Raw genomic sequence first — 13822 nt, 5'->3', positions numbered from 1 at the left:
ATCACCGGGACCACCGAAGCCACCCGGACCGCCCCAGCCACCACCGGGACCACCGAAGCCACCCGGACCACCGAAGCCACCCGGACCACCGAATCCGCCAGGACCGAATCGACCGTTCTTCGCTGGCTTGAGCCTCCATTCGTCGATCCACAGAGCTGGGTCGATCTTCTTGAGGCCGCCTGGCGCGAGGGCCGTCCAAGTTCCGAGGGAAGCATCCGTGACCGATACAACATGGCGGTCTATGAAGGCGGACTGATCAATGTGACGCTTGACGATATCGACCATCGTCTTGACTCTGGATGTCTCTAGATACGGCCACGCTGCGTTGAGAGCAGATGCCAGTAGGGGCTCGACGCCTTCCGCGTTGCCTTCACGCCTCACATGGCGAAGGATCTCGAACATCACGAAGACGCGCCTATCCGCCGACAGCGTGCGAAGTGACAACGAGAGCGACGTATGCATGTTCAGCCAGGCGTAGTAAGCATCTTTCCGTTCGACGCGCTTGGCAATGCTTGATACGACCGGCCGCCCGACACCGTCGGCGCGTGCGGCAAGTTCGCTGAGTACAGTTAGTGCTGACGCTAGTGGCACTGCGCGTCCAGTCGTTTTGACCCTGCGGATCGACCCTGTGGCAGTTATCGCCACCAGTCGACCGACCCTGGTCAATTCCACGACGGGCTCAGACTTGTGCGGTCCGTCTTTTTTCCTAGGCATCGAGCTACCCCCATTCTGTGGATGACGAAGTCGTAACTGACGGATCAGCGTGGTTGTGACGACCTCTGCCTACAATCGTTCCGGCGAAGATGACGGATGGTATGCGTATGGCACTACTCCAATCTGGCCCCATCCTTCTTTTGGCTACTTAGTCATTCCTCCTGCGTACCTATTTGGCTGGGCGGTGACTCGGGCGGAACAAGATATCCGGCCACCACGGCCACGCAGCGCGACAGATGCGCGAGCAAGCCGCAACGTGCGAGGTGTGAACGTGCGACGCGGTAGGAACCTAGCGGTCCGGCCCAGGTCAGAGTGGAAATCGCCGGCCCGCTTGGCGGCGTCACCTTGGAACACCTCATCAGAGTCAGGCACAACGCGATCGCTAAGCGCGAGTTAGCTAGATCGTGCCGGATCGAACATGCCCATCGCTGGCCAGACTCCAGCGGCGTAGGCCTCCCCTATGCAGGAACTCGCACCCGTCTAACACGCACCGTTACCAGCTTGATACACGGGGCCGACGTCGGTGGACAGCGGCGAAGAGTCACTTCTGTCCGATCCGGAACTAGTTGAGAGTAATCCGGGAAAACATGAGAGTGATCCGATTCTGCCCTGTTTTCCGGAACCATCTGAAAGTTCTGTTGTTGCAGCGTGTTCGGTGTTTCTAGGTCGCGGTGGTCACTCGGCCACCGCGACGCCCGGCTGAATCCGCGATGATCTGACAGTGTCGGACTGAGCGTTTCGGATCGTCCGCGACTATCTGAGTGTGCCGGATATGTGTCCCCGCAACGGGTTCGAGGTCCCGCGATGCCTGACGTAATCGTCACAGTGACGTAACTGTGTGGTGTGGGGCTGGATGTACCCGATGGAGACTTAGGTGGCGGAATTGCCTTCCTGCGCTGGGTTTTCCGGTTCTGGAAGCGGGTCATCGAAGTTGTCGGGCGCGACGAGGTTGGGTAGCTGGCCGAACTGGCGATGAGGCGGGCCCGATGAGGTGACGGTGTTGCCGGCGGCGTCAGCTGCTTTGCCTCGGTTGAAACGGAATCCTTACCTTCCAAGAAGGCATCCACGGTTTGCTGAAGAACGATCGCATCACTCACACCCAAGAGTCAAGAGTATGGCAGCGTAGCCTCGAACTGTCCTCACGTTCCCCGGCGCAGTCCGGCGACTGCGTGGCACGTCAGAGTCTCGACGCCTTCATGATCCACGAACGTGATTCGCATATGGCCGATTCTATCCGGCACGATGGTGCAGATCGCGAAACCTGTCCGGTTGGCGTACCCGATCATCGTGCTGGTATTTGCTCGGCTGGGTCGACCACCCATAGCGCTTCGTACCGCAGGCCCCACCAACAGTCAGGGTCCCCGAAATCCACGATGACCGGGAACTTTTCGTTGGTCCTGATCTCATGGACCTCGCCAACTTTCTTAAAGTGCATGTTCTTCTTGTTGATGACCTTCACGCTGTCGAGCACCTTGACCTTCGATGTGCCGATCCGGTCGGCGTCGGGTATTCGCGCCTCGAGAAACTTGGAACGCACACGCCGTGCGCGGAAACCCCACCCACTGATCTTCCCGTGATCATCGTAGAAGTCCTCCGCCTGCAGCGCCTTTGATTGAGGACCATCTGACGACCAGGCTCCACCTGGTCTGTTGAGTGGATGAAAGAATTGCTTAAATGACGGAATATACAGTTTCTTCCACCAGTATGCGCCCCAGGAGTCTGACTCCCCCGGCTTGATCAATGCATTCGTAAACAGGGCGACAACAAAGCCGCTTGATGCGCTAATGAAATACTTCTGTGAACTGCTTTCGAATTTAGACGCGACTGTCCAAAAAAAGTACATCACGCCGGAGTAGCACAAGGTATAGAAGCCCCCGACAAGGCCGTACGTTCGAGCTTCAACCCAAAGAACGGCCCGAGCGGGCCTATAAGGCAACAAGTTTCGGCTCATGAAGTATCCGATCCCGCCGGCAACCAGTAACGCCAAAACAGCACCGAAGCTCACAGCGCGCAGGGCACCCCCGTGAAGCGCAGCAAGCACGACCAGCAGACCCAACATGGCCGGACTGAAATCGCGCAGCGCTCGAACGATCTTTTCAGTGTCGAGCATTGCAACCTAAACTTCACTCAGGGGGGCGGTGGTGACGGGGGTAATGACCACAGCTCCACTTGTACTGTGGTGGCGGATTATGGCGGAAATTCGAGTATGGATAGTCATCCCAGCACGTTTCCCCATACGCTGATGTCGTGAGGTAGCCGATTGCCGTTTGTAGATAGAAGACGGGGCTTTGCGGGCCGTCGACCCAGTCGGGTTCTGCACCCTGCGGTGGCTCGACCGTCAGCATTTTTCGACGTATTTCATCGGCGAGTTCGGTGACTTCGGAGGCAAAGCCCGCGGCACGTGCAAGTAGGCCTTGAAACTCTCGCCGAAACTCTTCGTCGGGTATCCAGGAACTATCTGGGTCGTCCCACGCCCGAAAGCCGATCGGTTCATTCAGACCACCCATGGCACCCCCTCAGATGCACGCGGACATCCGTGACAACGCAATTCGGGTCAGCGGACGGCGCCAAGTGTATGCAGTCAGGTCGAGTGTCTCATCCGCTCACGGCTGCGTCCAGATTTCGGGCAGGTGGACTGTCCGACGCTTGTCCTGCTCGAACACCTTTGACGTCGTTCCCCGCGCGCCCCGGTACTTCATTGTTCCGCGGCCGGCGCGATACGGGTCGGATTCCACGACGCAAACCGACGGTCGAGCTACAACAGCGAAAGTCGCGGCACTTGGCACTCGACTTTCGACTGTCGGCGATCGAACTGCTGGAGTTAATGCCTGCCGGTCGGGGGACCTCCTAGCCGAGCTCTCGCACCCATAGCTCAACGGGCACAGATCCTCCTCGCGACGATTCCATCAGATGATGCAGTTTTGCCTGGGGAGGAAGCGCACCAGCGAGCTGCTAGTACGGACCCCCACCGCACGAGGTGCGCTACCGGGTGGCGTCGAAGCCATCCAGCCGCGGCGAGACGCGGTTCATCCTGGTGTACGCCCAATAGAGCCGCGGCAGCACCATCACGAAGGCCAAGAATACGTAGGCCGTGATCGCGATGGCAAAGAAGGCGGGCACGCCCACCACAGCCTCCGCACGAGGGGCGCCCGGTTCACCGCGCGATACGTTGAGGCCCACCACCAATACCGCAGCATCGACTACACATGCGAGAGCAACCATGAACAGATGCGCCACGCTCTCATCGAGGCTGTCGCGGTAGACGTCCTTGCCGTCGTGGCTGTCCGACCATTCGGTCAACTTCAGCCGCAACGACGACAAGGAGCTAAAAGCGCTCAGTGTGCCGCCAGCCAACAGCGACACTGCCGTCAAGATGGGAACCGGCGCGGACAGATACCAGTCCAGCTTGAAAGACAGGCCTAGCAGAACTAAAGGGACGCCATACAAAATACCGATCGCGGCGATGTCGTACGGACGATCCGAGCGATTGGCTAACTTCAGACTCTTGAACTGTCCACGGAATAGTGGGCGTAGATCGAATCTACCCATCTTCCATTCCCCATCCCGCCCAGTCGATCTCCACTTCCAGTGACTTTTCGAGCGGTGCCACTGACTTCTGGACTCGTTTGAAGAATATCGCTCGGCTCGGACATTCTATGCCGCTGCTGATCGGGTAGATGAAGATATCGGCCCACCTCGATGGGCTGATCTGCTTCTTCTTGCCATCGGAGTCCTTGACCTCAACCCAGGCGTCGTCGTACTGCTCATCATCAAAGCCCGAGTACCGGTCGGCAAGCACTGCAGCGAGATCGCGGGTCGCCTCGCCCTGAGCGTCGGCTTGGCGGCCGGCCGGCGGCCCGTTGAAGTATGCGATCCACTTATTGATAAGCATGCGCGCTTGCGCTGCGTACTTTCCATCATCAAGGCCCATTTCGACCTTCAGCGGCGACTTCCCCGGCGTGTTGCCGCTCGAGCCTCCCTGCTTCGTCAGCACGATCTTGCTACTGGTCCCGTTCTCCATCAGCCGTTTGAGCTTCTCTGGGTCGCTAAGCGGCGTCAGCCGCATCGACCACCAAACGGCCCGAATGGTCTTCTTCCCGGTGTCCTCCCGCCGCTGCGCGACCACCGCTTCGGCGTCCTCCCGGGCCCAATGACGGAGCCACTGCTCGAGTTTCTTGGAGGCGTGCGTACGGCTTGCATCCTCGACAGCCACCACGCCTACATTGCCCGTCTCGGGAAACATAAACACCGCACGATAGGGCCGCACCGACTTTAGGGCTGCGATATCGACAGGCGGAGGAGGAGGGTTGTCACCTGTCGTCTCCGAGTATCCAGCAAACGTGTAGCCGAGATGTCGACCGTATAGGTAGTCGATCACGACATGATCGCCTCGGTGGGAGACGTCCTGGATAACGAGTACAGGTCGAGACCGGCCGCCTGAAGCAGTGCCTTCGCCCTCGTCGGCAGTGTCCTCGGTGTCCTCGATATCGCCGCCAGCTTCATCAGCGCCCGGTGTGTGCGGCGAACCGTGCACGACAGCGCCCTTCCTGGACAGCGCAAGGTCGAAGAGGTAGTCGCGGAAATGCTGATCCGGCTCCGCGCCTAGGAGCTTCACGTCGCACGGGTCGCCGCGACCGTTCCGATAAATCCCCGCCCGAAATAGTCGAAACCCGTAGTTGGTCACGCGCGTCGTCGCCTCTCATTGCCCCCGCGCTTTTTGCGCTCACGACAGTTTGCGGCCGTTCACAGGAAAGTGGTCAATTGCGTGGCGGCGTGTCGCGCCCTGATGCGCGGATAGTGCCGACCACCTGCACCTCCCCGAAACAAGCCCCGGCGGCATCGATGCCGAGACGATCCGAATCCGTGTCGCCGCCGGACGCATCATCGCGATGCCGCGTCATCGTGATCGCCAGGAAGTTGATGCGGTTCTACGTCGAACATCGCCGGACCACATTCCGAATGCTGAACATACCGGCGACGGCGTACCGTCCGGCACTCTCAAATCTCTCTGGAATCCGTCTGCCACTCTCAGGTAGTCGCGGACAAATAGCCGCCAGTCAGTCCACGAATACTTGAGAGTTACCCGGTCAGCGCACCGCCCTACTGTCAACAATTCCTGGATCGGACACCAGGCTCTGGGCGGTACATCCGATCGGCACATGCGTCGCAATGGAAGACCCGGTGAATGGTCCCGCACCGGCACGCCCTGCTGCCGACCTGATATTTGCCTGGTGCCAGTAGGTGTCCGTGGCGGCAGAACTCTGGCGGCCCGGGCTCCGTCCACCCGCGACGCGTACGCCTCAATCCCCCGCTACTATCGCTCAACTGTTCGAATTATCCACCGCGCGAACTGGTCGAGCAAGAGTTGAAACTGTCACTGTGACGATTCCATCCCATGCCCTGCGATCGACCAATTCCGTTGCGGGACACGCTTCTTACTCAAATAGTTCCGTACTGGGCAGCGGGATCGATAGCCATGCTTCTGGGGTCCCGCGAGGCCAGGTTCCGAATGGTCACTGGGGTTGGCGCCACCTCACCCGGCCTCGGGCCCGAATCAGCCTGCGTGCCACAACCCTTCCTCATCCATGATGCGACTGACCGCGGCGTCGTTGCCGTTCCTCGCGTCCAGGCTGGGCAGCAGTAAGCTAACGTCAAACGTGGTGACGATGCTGGTGCTGGACGCCGACCAACATCCAGTCCACTGGTATGCCCGCCCCGGGCATCACTGAGACGGTGCGATTGCTGCACCCCATCGACTGCAAATTGACCGTAGCGAGGATGGATTGAGACACCCCCCGAACACGCCAGGTGAATGGCTGCTTCTCCTCGGCATTTGTGCGGTGTTGTTCTTCCTGGTGATCGTTTTGCCGTGGATTGTCGACAGGTTCGGTAGCCACGGGCCACAGGATGAACACGAACAGCGACTCTTTCAAGAATCGGCCGAGTTCAGGTCTCGTTGGCAGCATGTCCAGTTGTGGCAGGTCCCGTTCGCTGAGCTCGCCCGCGAGGCGTCACGTTGTGGGCAGATCATTTCGATTCTCGAGAAGCGGCGCACTCGCCCGATGGCGCGATCTGCCAATGACGAGTTGATCAATCAAATCCCCTGGTACCGCACCACATTGACTACAGTTCAGCAAGCCATGGCCTACGTCACCGCACACGGTGGTGGGCCTCAGATCCCGCCTCACGGGACGGGACTGAACTACCCCCAATAAGTCCAGATTTGTAGAGGCTGCGGGGCTGTCTGTATTCGGTGTAAGTGGTGGTCTCGGATTTTTCTTTCGTCAGCGTTCTTCGGCGGAGGCCGCGGGCACCGCCGGCGGATCGGGGCAGCTCCCGCAGATAGTTCGCGGATCGAGAACTAAGCATCAACCCAACCGGTGGGCACGTCGTCGAGACGGACGAGCAGCGTGATGCTCGACCCGTCAGCCTCGCGGTGTGAAAGCTCGATCGCCGCAAATAAGGCTTCGTCGTACCTGTCTGCCCACTGTTCGTCAGCGCTACGCCAGACAGGCTCACAGCGGCAGCATTCACCGCGAGCATGAGCAAGGAGAGGGTGAGGAACTCGTCGACACGATGCTGGGCGGAACCGTCGAGGACCGCGCCGCCCAGATGTTCGCGCTGGGGATACCGATCGACATCGCAACGTCGATTGCGGCGGAGCAAGGACCAGAGATGGGGCGGGCGATCCTCGCGCTGTACCGTTCGGCCCGCCAACCCGCCATGGCGGAGGCCGGGCGGGCGCTGGAGAACGCTCAGGCCCGGCCGGGCCTTTCCCCGCTCGCCACCGATGATCCTTACATCGGCTCCGACGAAATTCGACAGCGTGCTGCGGCCCGGGTCGGTGCTCGCACGGAGGTGCTCGACGGCCTGGGGCATTGGTGGATGGTGCAGGACCCGGCTCGTGGCGCGGCTGCCCTCACCCGGTTCTGGGGCGGGCTCGGCTGATGCTGTTTGGCGCGTCGCCGCCGTGACGAAGACCTGTTCGCGCTCGATTTGCCCTGGTTTGTAGGCTTCGAACATGCCGTTCAATGCCGGCGACGTCTTTGCCGGGTACACCATTCAGCGGCTCCTCGGCGCCGGTGGCATGGGTGAGGTCTACCTGGCCCAGCATCCTCGCCTTCCCCGTCTGGATGCACTCAAGATCCTCTCGGTGAACACCACGCGCGATGACGAGTTCCGCGCCCGGTTCACCCGCGAGGCAGAGTTGGCGGCGGCGTTGTGGCATCCGCACATCGTCGGGGTGCACGACCGTGGCGAGTTCGACGGCCGGCTGTGGATCTCGATGGACTATGTCGAGGGCACCGACGCCAAGCACTTGATCGAGCAGTATCCGTCAGGGATGCCCTACCAGGATGTGGTGGAGATCGTGACGGCCGTCGCCGAAGCCCTCGACGTTGCGCACGAACGGAACCTGCTGCACCGCGACGTCAAACCGGCGAACATCCTGGTCACCGCCCCGTCGGGAAGTGCTCGGCGACGAATACTGCTCACCGATTTCGGCATCGCGCGGGAAGCCGATGACGCGAGTGGCCTCACGGAGACCGATGTGGCCATCGGTACCGTCGCGTATGTAGCGCCCGAGCAGCTCACCGGGAAGACGCTCGATGGCCGAGCGGACCAGTACGCCCTGGCTGCGACCGCCTTCCATCTGTTGACCGGCGCGCCTCTCTTCGACGACGCGAGTCGCATCGTCCTGGCCGGCAACCACCTCTACGCACCACCGCCCCCACTGTCCGAACGTCGTCGCGACCTCGCCCATCTCGACGCCGTGATGGCGAAGGCGCTGGCGAAGCAACCAGGCCAGCGCTACGCGCGGTGCCTGGACTTCGCCCGGGCGCTGGGCGGGAGTACGGATGTGTCGACCGCACCCGAACCGGTGCCGGAACGGGATTCCGAGCCGACTCCCACTGATGCGGGTGGGCACACCGCCCCGCTGGAGATCCCCGACGACCGCGAGCGGAGTAGCTCACCGGAGACCAAGCGGTTGGCCATGCTCACGATCCTGGGCACTGCCCAGGGGGTGCAGAAGCAACCGTCCGGACCTGACAGCGACGAGGAGGTCTGGACCTTCCGCGTGGAGCGATACGAGTCGACCGGTGAAGCGCACACCGTCGTGCCGGTCGAGCTACGCGGCAACTCCATTACGGGCGAACTCTCCGACGGGGATGTGGTGGAGGTCAGCGGCCCCTGGGATGACCGAACGCTCTTCGCCGACTCGGTGGTCAATCATTCGGCCGGGACTCGCGGACGCCGCCGGCGCACCTCGTTCGAAGTGAGGTCAGGTAAGCGCCGCCGTGCTTTGACGTCTCGTCCCGTACGCATCGTCTTGGTTCTGGCCGTGATCGCGATGATCGTTGCCATGTCCGTCCTTCTCATTCGCGGTTTGGGCTCGTCGTCGCACAGCGCACCGGGGCCGATCGTGACGCCCGAGACAGCGACGGTGTTCTCCCCCGGCGGCTCACCAGACCATCCGGATCAGGCGGGTCTGGCCATCGACGGCAACCCGGACACGTCGTGGCCCACCGACATCTACCAAGATGCTGCGCCGTTTCCCGCCTTCAAAGAAGGCGTCGGCCTGCTACTTCAGCTCCCCTCGCCGACCGCATTGAGCGAGGTCACGATCGACGTGCCCAGCACCGGAACAGAGGTCCAGATTCGTGCGGCCGACAGTGCCCATCCGAACAGCCTGTCCGACACAACCGAGCTGACGCCGACAGTGGCGTTACAACCCGGGCAAAACACCATCACCGTCGATAATCAGACGGAAACCTCCAATGTGCTGGTGTGGATTTCGAAGTTGGGCACCCTCGACGGGCAGAGCCGCACCAATATCTCAGAGGTCATGCTGCGGGCCCCAGGCGATTAGTGCGCGGCTGCGTGGCTCCGTTGGCCGACGCCGCCCATATCGTGCTGATGACGTTGATCGGCCTCTCGCGTTCCTCGGGGTTGGGCGACGGGCCACCTGCGCGATCACACCTTCGAGGGTCGCCTATTACGTCGCCACGACGAATAGCCTTGTGTTGGCAGGGGTTACCCCAGAATGACGATTCGTCCGCGGTCGACGGCTCGAACCGTGCGTCCACTGGTCTTCGCCATGCCTGGGGAACTGCCGGGGGTTCGTTCCTCACATACTGCCGTCGCGAGGATATTTCGCCTACTGCAGGCTGACGAGGCCGTATTCAACACGGTGATTGATGGATGGCGCGACCAAATTCGCGCTGACCTGCGTTCCCAGGGCACTTCTGACAGAAAACACCGCGGTTCCATATGTTCGACGCTGTGGCAATGTCCACGCGTCTGCAATTCAATGCGAATACAGGTCTGCTGAACCTCTTGATTTGTCAATTCCCCGCCGCGGGATACTCAGCGATTGCACATGAGGTCGACATACGCCGTTGTATAGCGCACGAGATTATTCACCCTGCCAGTCGGGCCCCGCTGCACCCAGGAATGCTTGACGTCAGTGCCCTGCCGCACAGCGGTCACCGTGCACTGGTCCATGGGTGCGTTACCGACCTTGTTGAGGATCACTCGGAATCCCTGTGCCTCTAGCTCACTGATTGTCGCTTGCGCCGATGTCTGACCTGTCGGCGCTGCCAGTGCCGGAGCGGATAAGCCCAATCCCAATGCAGCCGCAGCTGAGGCAACGACGACGCTCCCTACGATCCTGCCGCTCGACAATGTAATTCCCTTTCCAGCTTTCGTGAAGTGCACGCCTATTCCTGCGCTCCGCCTTTCTCTTGAGTTTAGTCGCGGTTGAATATAATGCGAGGAATTCATATGTGACGCATAAACGTCCACATAGACAATGCATAGCAAATTCATGTTGATTTCAGGTGCGACTACTGAACTGTGTGATCGCTGCGGCTGCGGTGCGAGACAGAAGCTGCCGGTAGAGCGCCGGTGATAACGTCGTGGCCCTCTACTTGACGAGGAGTCGGCCAGATGCCCACGGAGGCGCGACGGATACACCAGTGCAGCGCGCTGTACGTGCCGATCGCGCTCGTCTTGGCAATGACCGTGGGCTGCAGTGTCGAGTCGAGTCAGTCGGTCGCATCCAACGACTCGGTGACGACACTGCCTGTTCCGCCCAACATTCCACCCGTGCCGTTGCCCAGCGACATTCCGCCGATTCCGTTGCCGAGCGCCGTGCCCAACGTAGAGATGCCGAATGCGATCCCGCGTGAGCAACTTCCGGCCGACGTGCCGCATATCGAGTTGCCTGCCGATATCCCCGAGATCCCGCTACCTTCAGCCATTCCCCCGATCCCCTTCCCGTAGAGCTCCATGCCATCAATTCGTCACCGTGACATATCTGCTTCTACCGCAACGGCATTCGTGCGTAGGCGGCTGGCCTTGGGCCACATGATGTTGCCGACGCCGGGCGTGTAGGACGGTGATATCACGCCGTTGGTCGCGACCAACGTCGTGCAGGTGACCGTACCGCTGAAATTGGCCGCTGCTGCTTGGACGTTGACCACCGGCGCGGTAATCGTCAGGCCGCCATTGGATTCCAGGACGAGCTCGGTGCCGTTGGGGTGAAGCAACCGCACTTCCTGCGCGGGCTCGTCGATCACCACCTGATGCCCACTGCGCAGCGTCAAGGTCTGGACGGCAGGCATCGGCGGTTCTCGCCACAATCGACCGATCACACAGGGACGATTGGGATCGCCCGCCTCGAGCGCGACAAGCACCTCCGTTCCCACGGCCGGCGCCTCCTGCGCGAAACTCACGCCGAGCTGCGCGATTGGCGCCCACAGCGCCTGCCCGCCGGCATCGGCGGGCAAGGTGACCTTGACCCGTCCGGCCAGTTCCGGATCGACGTTCTCAGCTACGAGGCCGCGGTAGACCCCGAACACCCGGTTGTTTGTCATGTGATCGATGATCACGCGAGCAGTGCCGACGGGGCCGCGTCTTGCCCGAATTCGATGGAGGAAACGACAATTTGGTTTCTTTCCAGCTTGAGCGCCGCCTCTACGAGCGTCGAAACGTCACCCTGACCGTTCTCCCCCGGCATTTGTCGCATGTGTTTCGTCAAGTCGCTTAGCGCCGGCTGTAGTCACCAATTCTGGCTCCGCACTGTCCTGAGTTCCGGTCATCCACGGTTACGGTGGATCGGTGCGTCATGCGATTTATGTTCCGCTGTTCGGTGCGCTGTCTGATCCGTGTGCCCTTACGGAGATCGCGGCAGCTGCCGAACAGAGCGGCTGGGACGGTCTGTTCGTGTGGGATCACGTGTTGAGCCCGGTCGAGGGGCGATGGGAGATTGCGGATCCGTGGGTCATGCTCGCCGCTGCAGCGACGGTGACTGATCGAATCCGGTTGGGCCCTATGGTGACTCCGTTACCACGGCGGCGTGTGCTCAAGCTCGCACGCGAGACGGTAACCCTCGACCGGCTTAGCCGTGGACGCCTGATAGTGGGCTTGGGCACTGGTGGCGACATCGCGCGGGAGTATTCGGCGTTTGGCGAGGATGCTGATCCACGTCGGCTTAGCGATGTGCTCGACGACGGCACCGCGGCGCTGACGGCGTTGTGGGCAGGCGACACGGTGACTCACCGCAGGGCGATGATCGTCGAAGGTGTGGAAGCGATTCCAGGACCGGTTCAGCAGCCGCGCATCCCGCTGTGGTTCGGCACCGCACGCACCACAGGTAAACCGATCGATCGCGCTGCTCGATACGACGGCGTGTTTCCGCTCGGAGCAGACGCGGACGCCATCGGCCGTGTCGCCGACGCAATCGAGCACGCGCGTGGCGGCCGTGAAGGCTTCGACATCGCCGTCGCGGTTCGCCCAGGTGACGACTTGGACAGGTTCGCCACCGCGGGTGCAACCTGGGCGATGCACGCCTTTTGGCCCGGGCATCGCCCAGATCAGGTGCTGCGGGTCATCGACCGTGGGGTTCCTGTCTGACAGAAGCGGGCATATCCCCGACCTCTGCTATTGCCATCGTCGTCTTACCAAGTCCGTAAAAAGCCTGTGGGTCATACCTATTCGCACAGGACGAGGGTCAGTTTGGAACGATCAAAGTGCGGCATCGAGTCACGTCCGCCCGTGGTCGTTCTGCGGAGGCTCAGGGGTAGGCGCGGGGGCTGCGCCGGGGACGGTGAGTCGAGCGGCAAGTCCGCTGAGCAGAATGTCGAGTCCGCGGTCTAGTTCGGCCAGTCCGTCGTAGGAGGCCCAGGTTGGCGCAAGCTCACGAAGGTGCCGAAACTGGTCGATCGGAAGTCGGTGCAGTCCTAGCCGCAGGACGTGGTCGGTTTCCTCGGGGCGCTCGACGATTTCCTGCAGTTCGGTAAGTACGTGCCCGTACAGGAACCCGAATAACGCCCGGTAGACGTGCAGCGCATCCGCTCCGGTGAACCCGGCACCGATGAGCAGGGTGAGGACCGCTTCGAGGTGCCGCAGGATTCCTGGCGGCCGCATCCCGAGCGGTGTAGCCAGCGGGCGGGTGACCAACAACGGCACCACATTGGGGTGCGCGCGCGCCAGATCGCGGAACTCGTGGCCGAGCTTGCGTAATGCAGCGGCCCAATCCGGCGTTGTGGTGTCCAGCGGAAGCTGCTCGAAGACCATCTCGACGACCCCGTCGAGCACTGCAGCCTTGTTGGGCACATGCCGATAGAGAGCCATCGGGTCACGCCCGACCGCCTCGCCGAGCCGCCGCATCGAGAGCTTGTCGATGCCGTCGCGGTCGATAATCTCCAGGGCGCTGGCCAGGACCGCTGCGCGGGTGATCGGCCTGCTCTCACCGTCTGCCTCGATATTCCGAGCGGCGGGCGCGGGACCTGATGGACCCGCTGGCGGTTGGGCCATGGAACTGCCACCTTCCGGTATGTCTCCAGTGTTGACATCCACTGTAGGACTACGCCGTAGACATAGCAATCGGGAAAGCATGGATCTCAACCTGTCGACAGCATAGATCTATGACGTAGATATACGCTGTTGACAACCCCGTGGATCGGGCGTGTACTGGACTTCTAAGCATCAGTAGAGGCGCCGCCATGACCGTCATCGTTGGATGGTTGTTCTGCTTGCTCCGGTGTTCGCGGGGTCCACCGGGGCGCTGACCAACGCGGGGCCTACTCACCTATCGACCGCGAAT

The 13822-nt window shown here is 61.5% G+C and carries 10 protein-coding genes and 1 pseudogene; 4 read left to right on the top strand and 7 right to left on the bottom strand.

Annotation, left to right across the window (positions count from 1 at the left end; translation table 11 throughout):
• The 5 genes from EYZ64_RS16190 to EYZ64_RS16165 form a co-directional block, all read right to left on the bottom strand.
• The coding region (locus EYZ64_RS16190; protein ID WP_210115517.1) for a hypothetical protein at positions 1-591 on the bottom strand (591 nt) is incomplete at its 3' end.
• Positions 592-1996: 1405 nt separating this feature from the next.
• Positions 1997-2824 (bottom strand): hypothetical protein, encoded by an 828-nt coding sequence (locus EYZ64_RS16180; RefSeq protein ID WP_135454710.1) that lies wholly within the window; start codon positions 2822-2824, stop codon positions 1997-1999.
• Positions 2825-2837: 13 nt separating this feature from the next.
• Positions 2838-3221, bottom strand: a complete 384-nt coding sequence (locus EYZ64_RS16175; RefSeq protein WP_135454708.1) for a hypothetical protein — start codon at positions 3219-3221, stop codon at positions 2838-2840.
• Between the two features lie 475 nt (positions 3222-3696).
• Positions 3697-4263 (bottom strand): hypothetical protein, encoded by a 567-nt coding sequence (locus EYZ64_RS16170; protein ID WP_135454706.1) that lies wholly within the window; start codon positions 4261-4263, stop codon positions 3697-3699.
• Positions 4256-5398 carry a hypothetical protein gene (locus EYZ64_RS16165; protein WP_135454704.1) on the bottom strand — a complete coding sequence of 381 codons (1143 nt, stop codon included), beginning with the start codon at positions 5396-5398 and terminating at the stop codon, positions 4256-4258. Before EYZ64_RS16165 ends, EYZ64_RS16170 begins: the two co-directional genes overlap by 8 nt.
• A 1865-nt stretch (positions 5399-7263) precedes the next feature.
• On the opposite strand from EYZ64_RS16165, the pseudogene EYZ64_RS16160 reads away from it, so the two are divergent.
• From EYZ64_RS16160 to EYZ64_RS16145, 3 genes and pseudogenes are all read left to right on the top strand, one after another.
• Positions 7264-7662, top strand: a pseudogene (locus tag EYZ64_RS16160) (alpha/beta fold hydrolase); the annotation flags it as partial.
• Positions 7663-7735: 73 nt separating this feature from the next.
• Entirely contained in the window at positions 7736-9583 is a 1848-nt protein-coding gene (locus tag EYZ64_RS16155; RefSeq protein WP_135454702.1) for a serine/threonine-protein kinase, read from the top strand.
• A gap of 1148 nt (positions 9584-10731) precedes the next feature.
• Positions 10732-10998, top strand: coding sequence for a hypothetical protein (locus tag EYZ64_RS16145; protein WP_409544905.1), 267 nt, complete (start codon positions 10732-10734; stop codon positions 10996-10998).
• Between the two features lie 20 nt (positions 10999-11018).
• Here EYZ64_RS16145 and EYZ64_RS16140 read toward each other — a convergent pair whose 3' ends face one another.
• Positions 11019-11591 (bottom strand): phage baseplate assembly protein V, encoded by a 573-nt coding sequence (locus EYZ64_RS16140; protein ID WP_135454699.1) that lies wholly within the window; start codon positions 11589-11591, stop codon positions 11019-11021.
• 244 nt (positions 11592-11835) lie between these two features.
• Between EYZ64_RS16140 and EYZ64_RS16135 the strand changes: the two genes are divergently transcribed.
• Positions 11836-12630 carry an LLM class flavin-dependent oxidoreductase gene (locus EYZ64_RS16135; protein ID WP_135454697.1) on the top strand — a complete coding sequence of 265 codons (795 nt, stop codon included), beginning with the start codon at positions 11836-11838 and terminating at the stop codon, positions 12628-12630.
• A 129-nt stretch (positions 12631-12759) separates the two neighbouring features.
• On the opposite strand, the gene EYZ64_RS16130 is transcribed toward EYZ64_RS16135, so the two are convergent.
• Positions 12760-13533 carry a TetR/AcrR family transcriptional regulator C-terminal domain-containing protein gene (locus EYZ64_RS16130; protein ID WP_135454694.1) on the bottom strand — a complete coding sequence of 258 codons (774 nt, stop codon included), beginning with the start codon at positions 13531-13533 and terminating at the stop codon, positions 12760-12762.
• Positions 13534-13822: the final 289 nt, after the last annotated feature.

Source organism: Mycobacterium sp. DL99 (assembly GCF_004762045.1).
Taxonomy (GTDB): domain Bacteria; phylum Actinomycetota; class Actinomycetes; order Mycobacteriales; family Mycobacteriaceae; genus Mycobacterium.
The sequence above is the reverse complement of the archived record's forward strand: the minus strand, read 5'-3'. Positions and strand labels throughout refer to the sequence as shown.

Bases quoted from the DNA above. Each gene is read 5' to 3' on its own strand.
- EYZ64_RS16180 (WP_135454710.1), bottom strand. From the start codon at position 2,824: ATGCTCGACACTGAAAAGATCGTTCGAGCGCTGCGCGATTTCAGTCCG.
- EYZ64_RS16175 (WP_135454708.1), bottom strand. From the start codon at position 3,221: ATGGGTGGTCTGAATGAACCGATCGGCTTTCGGGCGTGGGACGACCCA.
- EYZ64_RS16170 (WP_135454706.1), bottom strand. From the start codon at position 4,263: ATGGGTAGATTCGATCTACGCCCACTATTCCGTGGACAGTTCAAGAGT.
- EYZ64_RS16155 (WP_135454702.1), top strand. From the start codon at position 7,736: ATGCCGTTCAATGCCGGCGACGTCTTTGCCGGGTACACCATTCAGCGG.
- EYZ64_RS16145 (WP_409544905.1), top strand. From the start codon at position 10,732: ATGACCGTGGGCTGCAGTGTCGAGTCGAGTCAGTCGGTCGCATCCAAC.
- EYZ64_RS16140 (WP_135454699.1), bottom strand. From the start codon at position 11,591: ATGACAAACAACCGGGTGTTCGGGGTCTACCGCGGCCTCGTAGCTGAG.
- EYZ64_RS16130 (WP_135454694.1), bottom strand. From the start codon at position 13,533: ATGGCCCAACCGCCAGCGGGTCCATCAGGTCCCGCGCCCGCCGCTCGG.